The organism is Streptomyces sp. LZ34 (assembly GCF_053890475.1).
This window is the reverse complement of sequence record NZ_CM132680.1, coordinates 6,299,437-6,315,224: the sequence shown is the minus strand read 5'-3', so window position 1 is coordinate 6,315,224 and position 15,788 is coordinate 6,299,437. Positions and strand designations below refer to the sequence as shown.

Sequence of the window (15,788 nt, the reverse complement as noted above, 5' to 3'; positions counted from 1 at the left end):
GAAGGAACAACAGTGACCGACCACGACCACGACCACAGCCACGAGCACAGTCACCACCACAGCCACCACCACGGCCGTACGGGAAACCGGGCGCGGTGGCGCCACCGGGCGGGGCATGTGCTGCGACCCCACTCCCACGAGTCCGCCGACCGGACCGACCGCGCGCTGGAGTCCTCCGCCCGAGGCATGCGCGCGCTGTGGACGTCGTTCGCGGTGCTCGGGGCGACGGCCCTGGCCCAGGCGGCCGTCGTGGTGGTCTCCGGGTCGGTCGCGCTGCTGGGCGACACCGTCCACAACGCCGCCGACGCCCTGACCGCCGTACCGCTCGGCATCGCCTTCGTCCTCGGCCGCCGCGCCGCCACCCGCCGCTTCACCTACGGCTACGGGCGCGCCGAGGACCTGGCCGGCCTCGCGATCGTGCTCACCATCGCCGCCTCCGCCGCCTTCGCCGCCTGGACGGCGGCCGACCGGCTGCTGGACCCCCGCGCCATCGACCACGTCCCCGTCGTCGCCGCCGCGGCCGTGGTCGGCTTCCTCGGCAACGAATGGGTGGCCCGCTACCGCATCCGCGTCGGCCGCGACATCGGCTCGGCGGCCCTGGTCGCGGACGGCCTGCACGCCCGTACCGACGCCTTCACCTCCCTCGCCGTCCTGCTGAGCGCCGCCGGCTCCGCCCTCGGCTGGCGCCTCGCCGACCCCCTGGTCGGCCTCGCCATCACCGCCGCGATCCTCATAGTCCTGCGCGACGCCTCCCGCGAGGTCTTCCGCCGCGTCATGGACGCCGTCGACCCGGCCCTGGTCGACGCCGCCGAACGCGCCCTCCTGGCCGTCCCGGGCGTCCGCGGCGTCGGCGAGCTGCGCCTGCGCTGGATCGGCCACCGGCTGCGGGCGGAGGTCGCGGTGGTGGTCGCCGGGGAGCTGAGCGTACGGGAGGCCCACCAGGTCGCCGTGGACGCCGAGCACGCCCTGCTGCACGCCGTACCCAAACTCACCGCCGCCCTGATCCACCCCGACCCCGCCCCGCTCCCGGGCACCCCGGACCCCCACGCCCGGCTGGCGCACCACGCGACGGCCTGAACGGCGGGCGGCGCGGGAGAGCGGGCGCACCGCCCAACGGAGCTGTTAGCGTGCCCTTGTCGAGCGATGGGGGCGAAGACAGCGGATGGCATCGGACACGTTCCACATCGGCGGGGACCTGGCGGTACGGCGGCTCGGGTTCGGAGCCATGCACCTGCCGACCGAGCCCGCTTCCGACCGCGAAGCCTCCCTCGCGGTCGCCCGGCGAGCCGTCGAGCTGGGCGTCACGCTGATCGACACCGCCCATCTGTACGGCGGGGGAGCCAACGAAGAACTCCTCGCCGAGGCCCTGCACCCGTACCCCACCGGGCTGCTCATCACCACCAAGGTCGGCGTCGCGCGCACGGGCCCCTCCGGCGAGTGGCGGTTGGACGGGCGTCCGGCCATCCTGCGCGACCAGGTCGAGCATGCCCTCCGTCGGCTCCGAGTCGAGCGGATCGAGCTGCTCCAGCTGCACCGCATCGACCCGGAGACACCGCTCGCCGATCAGCTCGGCACGTTGCGGGAGTTCCAGTTGGAGGGCAAGGTCGGCCGGCTCGGGCTGTCCGAGGTCACCGTCGCCGAACTCGACCAGGCGCGGGAGATCGTCGACATCGTCAGCGTGCAGAACCGCTACAACCCGCTCGACCGCGAGCACGAGCCGGTGCTCAAGGCCTGCGAGGCGGCGGGGATCGCGTTCCTGCCGTGGCGGCCCGTCGCGGCGGGGGCGTCGGGGGCCAGGGCGGAGATCGCCGCCATCGCGGACGAGCTCGGCGCCACCCCCACGCAGGTCTCGCTCGCGTGGCTCCTCGACCACTCGCCCGTCATCCTCCCGATCCCCGGTACCGCCCGGATCGACCATCTGGAGGAGAACCTCGCCGCAGCCCGTCTCGGCCTGACCCCGGTCCACCGCGAACGCCTCGACCGGCTGGCGCGCTGAGCGTGAATGAGCCTCGCCCGTCCGCCACGGGGGAGCGACGGACAGACGTGCGGTCAGGTGTGGTCAGCCGTAGGAGGCCGACCACTTGCCGCGCGTGAAGTGGCACACGCCGTCGGGCGTGATGTGCACGCGGCTGCCGTAGATCGGCAGGCCGCCCTCGGCGTTGAGCCGGTGCCGGATGCGTTCCAGCACCGTCCACAGTCGCCGCGGGCCGCTCTGGTGGACCGTGGGCGGCTGGATCCATGTCGCCGAGGCGCGCGCCCATGAGCCGTCGCGGTGCACCAGCCACGCCGTACGCTGCTCGCCGTGCTCCTCGTAATAGGTCTCGACGCCGGGCGCGGCGAGTTCGAGCATGGCGCGCACGTCCCATGCTTCCGCGACGTTGAGTACCGGGTAGCGGCCCTCGGTCACGTCCTCGCCCTCGCGGTCCCGTACGGCCGCGAACAGCTCGCTCGTCCCCGGCGGATAGTCGGCGCCGGAACGGACGGACATGAAGCCGGCCCGGTCCCACTCGACGACCCCACGGGCGCTGCCGTCCGCGTCCTTGTCAGCCGTGACGATCACGTGCATACGAGCCAGCGTCGTCACCAGCCGCCCGCCGGGGCGGAGCGCGGCCAGTACCTCGGCCAAGCCGCGCAGCGCCACCATGGACACGATGCGGTCGAAGTCGCCAGGCAGCGGCCCCGACGCGTCACAGGTGACCACCCGGGGGGACATACCGAGCGAGGCAAGCCGCGCCGCCGCGGCCTCGGTCAGGTAGGGGTCCACGTCCAGGGCCGTGACGTGCTTGTCCCCCAGACGCCGCACCGCAAGGGCGGTACTGGCCCCGGTGCCCGTGCCGATCAGCCCGAGGTCGGCATCGTCGTACAACAGCCCGTGACGCAGCATCCGCACCACCAGGCCCGGCATGGTGCTTGATGACGTGGGCACTCCGCGCGGCCGGTCCCCGGGGCTAGCGTCGTCGGCGTGCAGCGGGCCGACACGGGTTACCAGCGACGTGTCCGAATAGGACGCGCGCAGCCATGCCGACTCGTCCGCCGGCCCATCGCGCAGGGCCCACGTGCCGCCGCCTGTCGCCTCCCACCACCGGGGCACGAAGACGTGCCGGGGGGTGGAGGCGACCACGCCCCGCCACCGCGAGACGGGCGAGGTCGCCTCGGCAGCGAGGCGTTCCGCGTGTGGCTTCCAGTCCATGAGTGGCCTCACTCGTCGTACTTCGGGTCGCACGCTTCCTGTTCCGCGGGCGAGCAGTCGCCACCGTCGGACGCGGGCTTGCAGTCAGGGTCACACGGGTTGCCGTCGGCGCGGGCCGGAAGCACGCGCAGTGCCTCGGCCCACGCCTCGCCGCCCAGCACTGCGGCCAAGCCACGGTCGCGCACGTTGCCGGTGGTCAGCCATCGCGACATCACGCACGGTGTCACCTCGCCCGAGGGCAGGACGGCCGCCTGCCCGTGCCCGCAGCGCCCGCACAGTTCCGCTGTGTCTGCCCCAGCACCGGGCAGGGAGGCACGGCCGAGGCGCCTCGTCCGGTCGGTGCGGATCTTCGTCACGCCGAGTGCTTCCAGTTCCCGGCGCGCCTCGGTCACGCGTTGCCCCGGCAGGACGGACACGATGCCGACGCGCAGCGGGATACCGCGCCGTACGGCCTCGGAGATGTTCGCCCTGGTGCGTTTGTAGCTGCCCGGACGAGTTGTGATCGCGTCGTGCTCCTCGGCGCGGTCGCTGTAGTAGCTGGTGGCCAGCGTCACGCCGTCGCGCGCGAGCACGCCCCACCAACCAGGCTTGATGTGAAACAAGTTGCTGTAGACCTCGACCCCAAGGCCAAGGCTCAGCGCGTGGTCGACCAGCTCGGGCCATGCCGGGTGCGTGGTCGGCTCGCCGCCGATCAGCTGCACCTCGCGCACGCCCATCGCTGCCGCGTCGCTGATCACGCGCCGCCAGTTGTCGGGCGTCATCGCGCCGTGCGTGCCGCTTGGCCCCGAGTCGGCAAAGCACTGCGTGCACTGGAGCTGACAGGTCCCTGTGATCTCTAACTCGACAACCCTCGGCGAGGTCGTCGGGGACGCCGCCGGGCTCTCTACAACCGTGTTCATTGCTGCTCCCTTGGTTTCGGTGTGGTGATCCGCTACGGCCGTCATAGGCGAACGCCCTCGCACCCCGGCAGAGACGGGGGTCTATGGGCGAGGGGCGTGCCCTCACGGCAAGGGGTGCTGCACCCCGGCCACGACGGCTGACGTTTCCCGGCACGGTTGTGGCTGCTACGGGGTGAAGCGAACCGTCACGTTCGCCCAGCCGTCCGGGCTCACGTAGTGCCAGGTGCCGGTTTCGTCGGCCGACAGCATCGCTTCGGAGTACAGGGCTCCGACGAGGAGTTTCCAGGGCTCACCTCTCTTGGCTGTTTCAGTGCGTGCCAGATCACGTAGCGACTTGTCAGCGGCTTTGAAGATGGCGGTGCGGATATCGAAGTACCGTGCATGGTCGGCTGTTCCTGTGGTGACGCCGGATGTGCTGATGAACGTCCATGTGGCGTGCCAGGGTCCATCTGCCATGGGAGATCACTCCGGCGAAGTGCTTTGTGTCGTGACTTTGTGGTGAGTGTGAGACAACGACACGCCGACGCCACGGCGTGTCGTTGTCTCATACTCACCACAAATGGCGGTCGGGGTGGGTGAGCACCCCGGCGGGCGCCATGCCTCGCTGGCGCTGGGCATGAAGCCGGGCGATGGCCTGCAGCTGCCGCCGCTCGTACGCCGTTGCGGGGCGCACCGAGGCACAGTGCGACCGCCATTCGAGGCCGGTGGGGCGGGTGAGGCAGACCATCGGCCCGTCGAAGTCGGCGATGGTCGCGGGAATTTCGTAGTGCCGGTCGTAGACCACCATGCCGACCGCGAGACGGGGCAGGATGCTCGTCCAGTCCGCGCCGTTCACTGCTTCCCCCTGGCGCGGCATCGGGCACACGGGAACGGGCACGGTGGCAGGTCGGCCCCCGGCGGGATGAACACGACGCCGGAGCGTACGTCCAGCGCCCCGCCGTACCGTCCCCACCATCCTGTGGGGGAGCCCCCCACGCAGCGGAGCCGCATATATACAGGGGGTTCGACAGGGGCCGGGGTGCCCGCGAACGGGGCGGCATCTGTGCGTGTGGTCGTCTCGATCGGGGGCGTGTCGGCGCTGGTGGCTGGTGCGTGGTTCACTTCGGCCTCCGCTCCAGATGCTGAGCGATCCGTTCGCTCAGGGCTACCGATTGCTGCCGCAGTTCCTCCAGGGTCGGGCGGTCGTCGCCGCCCTGCTGTCCGTCCTGTCCGTGCTGTTCGTCGGCCTGTTCCTGCTGCGGCGGAGGTGTCGCCGGGGTGTTCATCTACGCCGCCACCCTGACGCCGTGGATGACGCGCGGGCCGATGTCGATGCCGTGCGCGGCCAGCCGCAGCGTCCGCCGACGCTGCCGCCGCAGCCGACGCTCGGCCCGCTGCTCCCGCTGCCGTTGCTCCCACGGCTGTTCGTACGCGACGACGTACGGCCGCACCACGACCGCCCCACGGGCGTGCGGCGGCGCGCCCTGGTGCCGCACGGCGGGACGGCCGTCGGCAGCGTGGGCCGCGCGGTGACGACCGGACGGGGCAAACAGCAGCCGCAACAGCCTTTCGAAGATCCACGCGATGGCGTAGGCCATGCCTGTCAACCTCCTGTGGTCGAGGCCACGAACCCGGGCCGGTCGCGCGGTTGCTGGGGTCTTGCGTGTGGCCTGTTTCTGTGGCGCCCGGCCTGGTCGGTGCCTGAGGCAGCCGGCCGTGACCGAGGCCATCTCGCCTGTCGTCACGATCAGTTGATGGAGGGGCGCGTTCAGTCAGCCACCGCTCCACTCCGTAGTGATTTCACTGCGGAGTGTGTTCAGCGTGGCCTACACTGGAGATCTGTTCAATGTGTCAGCGAAGGATGGAAGGTTGGCGAACGAACCGTGAATAAGAACGAGTTGAACCCGGAGGCCTCTCCCGAGGCGGCCTACGGAGCGCGTTTACGCAGCCTGCGGGAGGCTCGCGGTTGGACTCAAGAGGACCTTGCCAAACGTACGGAGTATTCCAGCGTGCATATTTCGGCCGTCGAAAATGGTCGGAAACCTCCAACCCTCCGTTTCTCACGTAGTGCAGACCGCGCCTTCGGCCTCGAGGGTGAGGACACGTTCGAACGCCAGTACCGGGAGATCCGCCACGGCAGCCTGGTGGAGGGGTTCCCGGAGTTCGTCGGCCATGAGGGGCGTGCGGCAGAGATCCGGCTGTATGAAGTGGGCGTCATCCCTGGACTTCTCCAGACACCGGAGTACGCAACGATCCTGGCGGACAGTGCCGTCAAGCGGGGAGCGATCACGACCGAGCAGGCGCAGGAGCGAGTGACGCTCGTCGCGGAGCGGCAAGCCGCGCTCGTCCGGACGCCTCCGCCACTGGTTTTCGTGGTGCTGGACGAAAGCTGTATCCGTCGGCCCATCGGCGAGCCCGCCGTCATGGACGCGCAGTTGGCACGGCTGGTCGAGTTCGCCGAGCTGCCGAACACCATGGTCCACGTCGCCCCGTTCGAGATGGGGACTCGTCGGCCGTTCAACCTGCCGATAACCGTGCTGACGATGGCGGACCGCTCGCTCATGTCGTACGCCGAGTCTGCCCAGCGGGGCCATCTCGAACGGGACAACAGGTTCGTGCTGCCCATGCTGACGGCCTACCATCAGCTACAGGCCGAAGCGCCCTCTCAGACAGAGTCTGTGGCCATGATCAACCAGCTGCGAAAGGGCACCCCGTGACGACGGAATCCCCCCGTTGGTTCAAGTCCTCCTACAGCGACAACGGCGGCCAGTGCATCGAGGTCGCCGCCAACCTCGTCGCCTCGCGCGGCGTGGTCCCCGTCCGCGACAGCAAGGAGCCGCACGGCCCGGCGCTCACCTTCGAGTCCTGCGCCTGGTCGTCGTTCGTGTCGGCCGTCAAGCGCGGGGAGTTCCCCGCCGCCTGACCACCGCAGCAACCAGCCATCGAAGCGACCGGCCCCCGCCACCGGGGGCCGTCGTCATGTCGGCACGCGCTGCCGCGCCGCCCAAACTCACGCCGCCACCTTGGCGAAGAACGCCGCGACGTTCGCCACGGTCCGCGCGATCTTCTCCTCCAGGGTGAGCGACTCCTGGATCCGTCCGTCGGCGCCCGCGTCCTTCTTGCCCCGTACGTACAGCGAGCAGGCGAGGTCGCTGCATATGTAGGTGCCGACCGAGTTGCCCTGCTGCCCGGCCTGCCGTGCCTTCGGCGCGACCATCAGGGAGACGCCGCCCGTGTGGGCGGTCAGGCAGACCGAGCACATGCCGCGCCGGACCTGCCAGGAGGCGGGGCTGGGGCAGCGCAGCTGGAGGGCTCTCGGGCGGCCGTCCAGGGTGGTGACGAGGTAGGCGCGCTCGGGGGCCTGGGGGTCTCGCCAGCCGAGGAAGTCCAGGTCGTCCCAGGGTCGGTCGGCCAGGTCGCGCGGGACGGACAGGCGCTTCGCCTCGCCCTTGGTGCAGTTCACGAACGCGGTACGGATCTCTTGCTCGGTCAGCGGCTTCATGAAAGGCAAGCTAATTTGCCTAGAGGTCGTAGGCAAATCAATAATCGGTTATGTCGAATGAGGGGAAGGGTATGGAAAACGCAGGACTGACCATGGAAGGCCTGACCCGGGCGGGGGCGGAACTGGCCGACGAGGTCGGGTTCGACCAGGTGACCGTCTCGGAGCTCGCCAGGCGGCTCGACGTCAAGGTCGCGAGCCTGTACTCGCGCCTGAAGAGCTCCCAGGACCTCAAGACCGGGATCGCCCTGCTCGCCCTGGAGGAACTCGCCGACCGGGGCTCCGCTGCTCTGGCCGGGCGGGCCGGCAAGGACGCCCTGGCCGCCTTCGCGGACGTCTACCGCGGATACGCCCGGGAGCATCCCGGCCGCTACGCCGCGGCCCAGCTCAGGCTCGACCCGAAGACGGCGGCCGCCAGCGCGGGCGGCAGGCACGCGCAGATGACGCGGGCGATCCTGCGCGGCTACGACCTGACGGAGCCGGACCAGACGCATGCGGTCCGGCTGCTCGGCAGCGTCTTCCACGGCTACGTCAGCCTGGAGTTGGGGGGCGGGTTCAGCCACAGCGCCCCCGACACGGAGGAGACCTGGTCGCGGATCCTGGACGCGCTCGACGCCCTGCTGCGGAACTGGCCCGCGCCCTGACAGACACAGCACCCCCGTACGTTGAGCGACAGGTTGGACGATGCACACCACCGAACACGACTGGATCACCACGCCCGTCACCGCTGACCTCCTGCGCGGCGCCCTCGACCTGGAACGCACCGCGCACGGGGTGCTGCCGCACCGGCTGCCCGCCCGGGCCCGCGCCCAGTGCGCCGACGGGCAGCTCGCCATGGCGGAGTCCCAGCCCTCCGGCGTACGGCTGGTCTTCCGGACCCGGGCGACCGCCGTCGAACTGGACACGCTGCCCACCAAGCGGGTCTACGTGGGCGCCCCGCCCCGCCCGGACGGCGTGTACGACCTGCTGGTCGACGGCCGTCCGGCCGGGCAGGCCGCAGTGACCGGCGGCAACACCCTGACCATCGACATGGTCGCCGGGACCGCCGAGCACCGGCCCGGCCCGGTCGGCACCCTCCGCTTCGCCGGACTGCCCGGCGGCGTCAAGGACGTCGAGATCTGGCTGCCGCACAACGAGACCACCGAACTGGTCGCCCTGCGCACCGACGCCCCCGTCGAGCCCGCACCGGACCGGGGCCGCAGGGTGTGGCTGCACCACGGCAGTTCGATCAGTCAGGGCTCCGACGCCGCGAGCCCCACCACCACCTGGCCCGCGCTCGCCGCCTCCCTCGGCGGCGTGGAACTGATCAACCTGGGCCTGGGCGGCAGCGCCCTGCTCGACCCGTTCACCGCCCGCGCCCTGCGGGACACCCCCGCGGACCTCATCAGCGTCAAGATCGGCATCAATCTGGTCAACACCGACCTGATGCGTCTGCGCGCCTTCCCCCCCCGCCGTGCACGGCTTCCTCGACACCGTCCGCGAAGGCCACCCCACCGCACCGCTGCTGGTCGTCTCGCCCGTCCTGTGCCCCATCCACGAGGACACGCCCGGCCCCAGCGCCCCGGACTTCACCGATCTCAGCGCCGGGCGACTGCGGTTCCGCGCCGTGGGGGATCCGGCGGAGCGGGCGAGCGGAAAGCTGACCCTGGGCGTCATCCGGGACGAGCTGGCCCAGGTCGTGGCGCGGCGGGCAGCCGAGGACCCCAACCTGCACTATCTCGACGGCCGTGACCTCTACGGCCGGGCCGACGCCGCCGAGCTGCCGCTGCCCGACGGCCTCCACCCGGACGCCGCCACCCACCGCCGCATGGGCGAGCGCTTCGCCGAGCGGGCCTTCGCCGCCGGTGGCCCCTTCACCGCCGGTGGCCCCTTCGCGGCCCGCGGCGCCTGAGCGGTCTCAACCGGCCCCGACGCGCACCGCCTTGGCGAGCGCCGCCCGCGCGGGCAGCACGCTCGCCGCGAGTGCGAGCGCCAGGCAGCCCGCGACCGCCGCCGCGACGGGCGCGGCGGGCACGACCAGCCGGACCGGGACGCCGAGGGTGCCGCTGAGGCCGGCGCGGACGCCGAGCAAGGAGGGGAGCGCGGTCAGGGCGCCGAGGACGGAGCCGAGGGCGACCACGAAGGCGGTCTCCGCCGCGACGGTCCACAGGACCTGGCGGGTCGTCGCGCCGGACAGCCGCAGCAGACGCAGGTCGCGCAGCCGGTCGGCGGTGGACATCAGGAGGGTGTTGGCGACGGCGACGCCCGTGCACCCCGCCGACATGGCGACCAGCAGCAGGGTGAAGACCTCGACCAGGCGGTCCTCCTCGGCGTCCGCGCGGCCCGCGTAGGCGGCCACGCTCACCTCCTCGGCGCCGAGCCGCCGGAGCGCGGCGGGCCCGGGGTCCGGACCGGTGCGGTAGACGACGTCGGTGAGGGCGGAGGGGTCGTGGGCGCGGACCGTGTCCCGGGGGAGCAGCGCGGCGTACGGGGTGGGGGCCGTACGGTCGGAGAGGACCGCCACGATCCGCAGCCTCTCGGCGCGGCCGTCCTCGAAGGTGATCGTTGTGGTGGTGCGTCCGCCCAGGGTGGCCAGCGCCGACTCGGTCACGGCCAGCGTCCCGGGGCCGCGCAGCCGGGCGAGCGATCCGGAGACGGTCCGCAGCCGGTGGTGGACCTCGGCGAAGGCGGCGGGGTCGACGCCCGCGGCCTCCACGGGGGTCTTCGCCGCGCCCCCGTAGACGGTCGTGGCCAGCAGCCCCGCCCCCGGGACGGATCCGGCGGCGGCGTCGGACAGCCCCGGGGTGCCGTCGCGGGCGACGACGGCGGCTTCGGCCCGTACGGAGGCGGTGTCGCGGGTGGCGTAGGAGTGCACGGAGGTCTGGGTGTTGCCGGTGATCAGGACGGTGAAGCCGACGGTGGCCAGGACCGGGGCGGTCGTCGACGCCGTACGCCGCACCGCCGCCAGCATCCCCTCGCGCACCAGCATGCCGAGCGCGCCCCGGCGGCGGGCGAGTGGCCGGGTGACGGCCCGTACGAGCGGTGGGACCACCGCGGGGACGAGCAGGGTCACGCCGGTGACCAGCCCGACGGCCGTGCACAGGGCGAGGGTTGTCATATCGGTCGGGTCGGCGAAGGCGGTCCCGGCGGCGGCCGCGCAGCCCAGGGCGGTGAAGGCGATGCCGGTCAGCGCGCGGGCGCGGGTCATCGGGCGGTCGTCCGCGGCGGCCTCGCGCAGCGCCTCCAGCGGGCCGGTCCCGGCGGCCCGGCGGGAGGCGGACCATACGGCGGTCAGCGCGACGGCCAGACCGGCGGTGAACGTCGCGGCGAGCACCCATGCCTGGCGGTGGACCGCGAAGCCGGGCGGCAGGAAGCCCGCGTCGGTGAGCACTCCGCCCAACGTGGGGGCCAGTGCCGCGCCGAGCAGGGCCCCGGCCGCCGCGCCGGCCGCGCCGACGGCGAGCGCCTGCCCGTACAGCAGGCGGCGCAGCTGGCGCCCGGTGGCGCCGACCGCGCGCAGCAGGCCGAGTTCGCGGCGGCCTCCGGCGACGCTGAAGGCGAACGTCGAGGCGACGACGAAGACCGTGGCGAAGGCGGAGAGCGCGGCCATGGCGGTCAGCACCTGGCTGCCGATCCAGCGCGTCTTGGCGTCCCGTACGGGGGCGAGTTCGCTCCGCGCGGAGTCGGCGAGCACCGTGCCCGCGTCTTTCAGGGCCGAGCGCGCCGCCGCCGCGACCGCGCCGGGGTCCGCGCCCCGCTCGGTCAGCAGCCCGATGACCCGCACCCCGCCGGACAGGGCGGCCGCGCGCTCGTCGGTCAGGTAGTAGCCGGGCCCGTCGACGGTGCCGGAGACGGTGAACCGCTCAGGTCCGGCCGCGGTCAGCAGCGTGATCCGCTCGCCCGGCCGGGCCCCGAGGGCACGGTCGAGCGCCACCTCGTCGGGCCGGTGCGGGGCGCGGCCCGCGGTGAGCCGGTACGGGGCGAGGGCCGCGCCGGACCAGCCGTGGCCCAGCCGGTCGCCCTTCCGCTGCCGGGCATCGCGTGCGGGGTCGCCGCCGACGACCGCCTGGGCGTAGAAGGACCGGTCGGGCACGGCGCGCCGCACCCCGGGCACGGCGGCCAGCGCCCGCGTCAGCTCCCTCGTCTGCCGGGCCGACCAGGGGGCCCGCTCCAGGAACACCCCGTCGGGGCCGGTGCCGCCCTGCGCGCTCCGTACGAGCACGGGGGCGCCCGCGTACCGGCCGGGCACCCCGCCGTCCCCGGACAGCAGGATCAGCGCGCTCATGGTGAGGACCGCGACGCCCAGGCACAGGGCGGTGAACGAACCCGCGAAGGCCGTACGGCGCGCCCGTACGGTGGCGACGGCCAGGCCGAACATGCCGCCCCTGCTCTTTCCGGTCTCTCCAGCCTTTCCGGGCTTCATGCCGCTGCCTCCAGCACCGACATCCGCGAGGCGATGGCCTCTGCCCCGGGCCGGTCCGCGATCTCGTCGGCGACCCGCCCGTCGGCCAGGAAGACGACCCGGTCGGCCCAGGCCGCCGCGGCCGGGTCATGGGTGACCATGACCAGGGTCTGCCGGTGGCGGTCGACCAGGCCGCGCAGCAGGCCGAGCACGGCGCGCGAGGTGGTGATGTCCAGCGCGCCGGTCGGCTCGTCGGCGAAGAGCACCGCGGGCCGGGTGATCAGCGCCCGGGCGATGGCCACGCGTTGCTGCTGGCCCCCGGAGAGCCGGTCCGGGCGGTGTCCGGCGCGGTCGGCGAGCCCGACCTCGGCGAGCGCGGCGGCCACCTGGGCGGGGTCGGGGCGGTGGCCCGCCAGGCGCAGCGGGAGGGCGACGTTCTGCTCGGCGGTGAGGGCGGAGACGAGGTTGAAGGACTGGAAGACGAAGCCGATCCGCTCCCGGCGCAGCAGGGTCAGGGCCGTCTCGGTCAACTCCCCGGTCTCCGTACCGCCGATGACGACGCGTCCCGCGGTCGGCCGGTCGAGCCCCGCCGCGCAGTGCAGCAGCGTGGACTTGCCGGAGCCGGAGGGGCCCATCACGGCGGTCATGGTGCCCTCGGCGAAGCCGAGCGTGACCTGGTCGAGGGCGGTGACGGCCCGCTCCCCCGTCCCGTACCGCCGGGAGACGGCGCACAGTTCTATGGGGTGGGGCAAGGGTGTGGTGGTTGTGGGCATGGCGCCGAGTGAACCGGCGAGGGGCGGGGCGGCACACGGGTGGCCGGGCTAGTCCTGATACTCCACCTGGCACTACTGCCCACGGCCCGCCGCGCGGCTACGGTCGAGCGGTGATCCCCCGAGACCCCCTGGAAGCGCTGACCCGCGGGCCCGCCCGCTTCCTCCGCTCCTCCTGGCCCTGGCGGTCCGCCGGTTATCTGCTCGCCGGCGGGCTGCCGGGCGTCGCGTGCGGGCTCGCGGTGGCGGGCGTGGCCGCGTCCTGGGAGCGGATCGGCGGGGTGACGGCCGTGGTGTGCGCGTTGCTGGTGCTGGGCTGCGCCACCGTCGCGGCCGGCCCGTGGGAGCGGCGGCGGCTGCGCCTGGTGGCGCCCCACACGCCGTTCGGCACGACCCGCTCGCCGCTGCCCCGCGACGCGGCCGCCTGGCGCGAGACCGGGCACGGCGTGCTGTCCGTGCTCGCGCTCGGCTGGGTCGATCTGGCGGTGGTCCTGGTGTCGTCGGGGATCCCGGGCGCGCTGCTGGCCACGCCGCTTCAGCCCGAGGCCCCGCCGTGGGCCCGGGTCGGCGGCCCGCTCGCGGGCGCGCTGCTGCTGCCGGTGGCCGCGTACCCGGTCGCCGCCTGGGCGGGGGCGCGGGCGGCCGTGTCGCTGGCCGTACTGGCGCCGGGCGGCGCGGAGCTGACGGAGGTACGGCGGTCCCGGGCGCGCCTGGTGGACGCGTACGAGGCGGAGCGGCGCCGCATCGAGCGGGATCTGCACGACGGGGCCCAGCAGCGCCTGGTCGCGCTGACCATGAAGCTGGGCCTGGCGGGGCTCGACCTGCCCGCAGGATCGCGCGCGGCGCGCGAGGTGGCGGAGGCGCACCGGATGGCCAAGGACGCGCTCGCCGAGCTGCGTGAGCTGATCCGCGGGGTGCATCCGCAGGTGCTGACCGAGCGGGGGCTGCCCGCGGCGGTGCGGGACGTGGCGACGCGCTCGCCCGTGCCGGTGGACCTTGATGTCGACCTGGAGCGGCGGCTGCCGCCCGCCGTGGAGGCCGCGGGCTACTTCGCGGTGTGCGAGGCGCTGGCCAACGCGGCCCGGCACAGCGGCGCGGCCCGGCTGCGGGTCGGCGGGCGGCTGCGCGGCGGGGTGCTGGTGCTGGAGGTGACCGACGACGGGCGCGGCGGCGCGGACCCGGCCGCCGGGACCGGGCTGACCGGGCTCGCCGACCGGGTGGCGGCCGTGGACGGCAGAATGCTGCTGTCCAGCCCGGTCGGCGGGCCGACCCGGTTGCGAGTGGAGATTCCGTGCGGCGGCTGAGCGTGGTGATCGGGGAGGACGCCGTGCTGCTGCGCGCGGGTCTGGTGAGCCTGCTGGAGCGGTTCGGGCACCGCGTCCCGGCGGCTGTCGGCGACGGTCCTTCGCTGGTCGCGGCCGCCCTGGAGCACGAGCCCGACGTGGTGATCGCCGATGTGCGGATGCCGCCCGGCTTCACCGACGAGGGGCTGCGGGCGGTGCGCGAACTCCAGGCGCTGCGGCCGTCCCTGGCCGTCCTGGTGCTCAGCCAGTACGTCGAGCAGACCTTCGCCGAGGAGCTGCTCGCGGCCCGGCGCGGCGCGGGCACCGGCTATCTGCTCAAGGACCGGGTCGGCGACGTCACCGAGTTCACCGACTCGCTGGCGCGGGTGGCCGACGGCGGCACGGTGATCGACCCCGAGGTGGTGCGGCAGCTGCTGGCCCGCGGGCAGGACCCGCTGCGCCGCCTCACACCGCGCGAGGGCGAGGTGCTGGCGCTGATGGCCGAGGGCCGCTCCAACGCCGCGGTGGCCCGGGCGCTGGTGGTCACCGAGGCCGCGGTGGCCAAGCACATCGCGAACATCCTGCTCAAGCTGGATCTGCCGCCCGCCCCCGACGACCACCGCAGAGTGCTGGCCGTCCTGGCGTACCTGCGCGGCTGAGGCGGGGCCGGGGCGGGGCCGATGCGGCGCGTTCAGCTGGTCCAGGGAACGGCGAGGAGCCGCCCGGGCCCGTACCCGCCGCGCTCCACCGGGAGAGCCGTGACGGACGCGCTCGCGGGGGCCGCGGGGAGATCGCGTGAAGCGTCCGGGTGTGTCTCCAGCGCCCGGAGCCGGTCCAGCAGGACCCCCTCGCGCAGCGCCCAGGGGCAGACCCGCAGCCGCTCGATGCCCAGGACGTCCATCGCGGCCTCCGCGACGACCGCACCGGCCAGGGCCTGGTGGGCGCGGGCGGCGGAGATGCCGCGCAGCCGGGCGCGCTGGGCGTCGCTCCTGGCGGCCAGCAGGGGCACCCAGGCCGCCAGCCGGTCCCGGTCCAGGACGCGTTCGGCGTACGGGCCGGCCTTGGCCTTCGGCGCGCCGGTCAGCCGGGCCAGCTGGGCGAAGGTCCTGGAGGCGCCGACGTGAGTGCGCGGCTCGGGGCGGTCGTGCAGCTCCTCGGTCGTCTCGCCGATGACGGACCGTACGAACTGGCGCAACTCCTTGACGTCCCGCTTCTTCACCGGCCCGGCCTCGGGCAGGTGATGGCGGGTCAGCCGGCCCGCGCCCAGCGGTACGGACAGGGCGACGGCGGGCTCGGCGCGGCTGCCGCAGGCGATCTCCAGGGAGCCGCCGCCGATGTCGAGCAGCAGCATCTCCCCGGCCGACCAGCCGTACCAGCCGCGCGCCGCGAGGAAGGTGAGCCGCGCCTCCTCCTCGCCGGTCATGAACGTCAGCCCGATCCCGCTGGCGTCCTCGACCTCGGCGACCACGGTCCGCCGGTTGGCGGCGTCCCGGATCGCCGAGGTGGCGAACGGCACCAGCGTGTCCACGCCGTGGGCCTCGGCGACCGCGGCGGCCTCGGTCACCGCGGCGACCACCCGCTTGATCGCCTCCTGGTCGATCACCCCCTGCCGGTCGGTGGCCTCCGCCAGCCGCACCGGCCGTTTGAGCGAGGTCACCGGCTCAGGGGCACTGCCCGGCATGAGGTCGGCGATGCCGAGGTGGGCCGATTGGGAACCGATGTCAAGCACTCCGAGACGCATGTCTGCTGACTGTCCGTTCCCCTGGAATTTCACTCATCGTCGCTTT

The 15,788-nt window shown here is 73.5% G+C and carries 17 protein-coding genes and 1 pseudogene; 8 read left to right on the top strand and 10 right to left on the bottom strand.

Annotated features, from left to right (window positions below; genetic code table 11):
- Positions 1–12: 12 nt before the first annotated feature.
- Positions 13–1,077, top strand: a complete 1,065-nt coding sequence (locus ACWY4P_RS25675; protein ID WP_456202670.1) for a cation diffusion facilitator family transporter — start codon at positions 13–15, stop codon at positions 1,075–1,077.
- An 85-nt stretch (positions 1,078–1,162) separates the two neighbouring features.
- Positions 1,163–1,996, top strand: coding sequence for an aldo/keto reductase (locus ACWY4P_RS25670; protein WP_456202669.1), 834 nt, complete (start codon positions 1,163–1,165; stop codon positions 1,994–1,996).
- 63 nt (positions 1,997–2,059) lie between these two features.
- On the opposite strand, the gene ACWY4P_RS25665 is transcribed toward ACWY4P_RS25670, so the two are convergent.
- The 6 genes from ACWY4P_RS25665 to ACWY4P_RS25640 all read right to left on the bottom strand — a co-directional run bounded on the left by ACWY4P_RS25665 (position 2,060) and on the right by ACWY4P_RS25640 (position 5,666).
- Complete coding sequence (locus tag ACWY4P_RS25665) at positions 2,060–3,190, bottom strand: methyltransferase domain-containing protein (RefSeq protein WP_456202668.1); 1,131 nt, start codon at positions 3,188–3,190, stop codon at positions 2,060–2,062.
- Positions 3,191–3,198: 8 nt separating this feature from the next.
- Positions 3,199–4,089 (bottom strand): radical SAM protein, encoded by an 891-nt coding sequence (locus ACWY4P_RS25660; protein WP_456202667.1) that lies wholly within the window; start codon positions 4,087–4,089, stop codon positions 3,199–3,201.
- 165 nt (positions 4,090–4,254) lie between these two features.
- Positions 4,255–4,545 carry a hypothetical protein gene (locus tag ACWY4P_RS25655; RefSeq protein WP_456202666.1) on the bottom strand — a complete coding sequence of 97 codons (291 nt, stop codon included), beginning with the start codon at positions 4,543–4,545 and terminating at the stop codon, positions 4,255–4,257.
- A gap of 94 nt (positions 4,546–4,639) precedes the next feature.
- Positions 4,640–4,945: a hypothetical protein gene (locus tag ACWY4P_RS25650; protein WP_456202665.1), complete on the bottom strand. Its 306-nt coding sequence runs from the start codon at positions 4,943–4,945 to the stop codon at positions 4,640–4,642.
- A 241-nt stretch (positions 4,946–5,186) separates the two neighbouring features.
- Positions 5,187–5,354 carry a hypothetical protein gene (locus tag ACWY4P_RS25645; RefSeq protein WP_456202664.1) on the bottom strand — a complete coding sequence of 56 codons (168 nt, stop codon included), beginning with the start codon at positions 5,352–5,354 and terminating at the stop codon, positions 5,187–5,189.
- The gene (locus ACWY4P_RS25640; RefSeq protein WP_456202663.1) at positions 5,355–5,666 is read right to left on the bottom strand and encodes a hypothetical protein; all 312 of its coding nucleotides are present in this window, start codon (positions 5,664–5,666) and stop codon (positions 5,355–5,357) included. It lies immediately after the preceding gene.
- 285 nt (positions 5,667–5,951) lie between these two features.
- Between ACWY4P_RS25640 and ACWY4P_RS25635 the strand changes: the two genes are divergently transcribed.
- Together ACWY4P_RS25635 and ACWY4P_RS25630 are read left to right on the top strand one after the other, a co-directional pair.
- On the top strand, positions 5,952–6,785 hold the full coding sequence (locus ACWY4P_RS25635; RefSeq protein WP_456202662.1) for a helix-turn-helix domain-containing protein: 834 nt from the start codon (positions 5,952–5,954) through the stop codon (positions 6,783–6,785).
- Positions 6,782–6,991, top strand: a complete 210-nt coding sequence (locus ACWY4P_RS25630) for a DUF397 domain-containing protein (RefSeq protein ID WP_456202661.1) — start codon at positions 6,782–6,784, stop codon at positions 6,989–6,991. The genes ACWY4P_RS25635 and ACWY4P_RS25630 overlap by 4 nt, the downstream gene beginning before the upstream one ends.
- 87 nt (positions 6,992–7,078) lie before the next feature.
- On the opposite strand, the gene ACWY4P_RS25625 is transcribed toward ACWY4P_RS25630, so the two are convergent.
- Positions 7,079–7,570, bottom strand: a complete 492-nt coding sequence (locus ACWY4P_RS25625) for an FBP domain-containing protein (protein WP_456202660.1) — start codon at positions 7,568–7,570, stop codon at positions 7,079–7,081.
- A gap of 71 nt (positions 7,571–7,641) precedes the next feature.
- On the opposite strand from ACWY4P_RS25625, the gene ACWY4P_RS25620 reads away from it, so the two are divergent.
- Both ACWY4P_RS25620 and ACWY4P_RS25615 read left to right on the top strand, forming a co-directional pair.
- On the top strand, positions 7,642–8,211 hold the full coding sequence (locus ACWY4P_RS25620) for a TetR/AcrR family transcriptional regulator (protein WP_456202659.1): 570 nt from the start codon (positions 7,642–7,644) through the stop codon (positions 8,209–8,211).
- 40 nt (positions 8,212–8,251) lie between these two features.
- A pseudogene (locus tag ACWY4P_RS25615) lies at positions 8,252–9,458 on the top strand (GDSL-type esterase/lipase family protein).
- A 6-nt stretch (positions 9,459–9,464) separates the two neighbouring features.
- Here ACWY4P_RS25615 and ACWY4P_RS25610 read toward each other — a convergent pair.
- Positions 9,465–11,969, bottom strand: coding sequence for an ABC transporter permease (locus ACWY4P_RS25610; protein ID WP_456202658.1), 2,505 nt, complete (start codon positions 11,967–11,969; stop codon positions 9,465–9,467).
- The gene (locus ACWY4P_RS25605; RefSeq protein ID WP_456202657.1) at positions 11,966–12,721 is read right to left on the bottom strand and encodes an ABC transporter ATP-binding protein; all 756 of its coding nucleotides are present in this window, start codon (positions 12,719–12,721) and stop codon (positions 11,966–11,968) included. Before ACWY4P_RS25605 ends, ACWY4P_RS25610 begins: the two co-directional genes overlap by 4 nt.
- 110 nt (positions 12,722–12,831) lie before the next feature.
- Between ACWY4P_RS25605 and ACWY4P_RS25600 the strand changes: the two genes are divergently transcribed.
- Both ACWY4P_RS25600 and ACWY4P_RS25595 read left to right on the top strand, forming a co-directional pair.
- On the top strand, positions 12,832–14,022 hold the full coding sequence (locus ACWY4P_RS25600) for a sensor histidine kinase (protein ID WP_456202656.1): 1,191 nt from the start codon (positions 12,832–12,834) through the stop codon (positions 14,020–14,022).
- Positions 14,023–14,027: 5 nt separating this feature from the next.
- A complete protein-coding gene (locus ACWY4P_RS25595; RefSeq protein WP_456213054.1) occupies positions 14,028–14,660 on the top strand; it encodes a response regulator in 633 nt (210 codons plus the stop codon).
- Between the two features lie 32 nt (positions 14,661–14,692).
- On the opposite strand, the gene ACWY4P_RS25590 is transcribed toward ACWY4P_RS25595, so the two are convergent.
- Positions 14,693–15,742, bottom strand: a complete 1,050-nt coding sequence (locus ACWY4P_RS25590) for a Ppx/GppA phosphatase family protein (RefSeq protein ID WP_456202655.1) — start codon at positions 15,740–15,742, stop codon at positions 14,693–14,695.
- Positions 15,743–15,788: the final 46 nt, after the last annotated feature.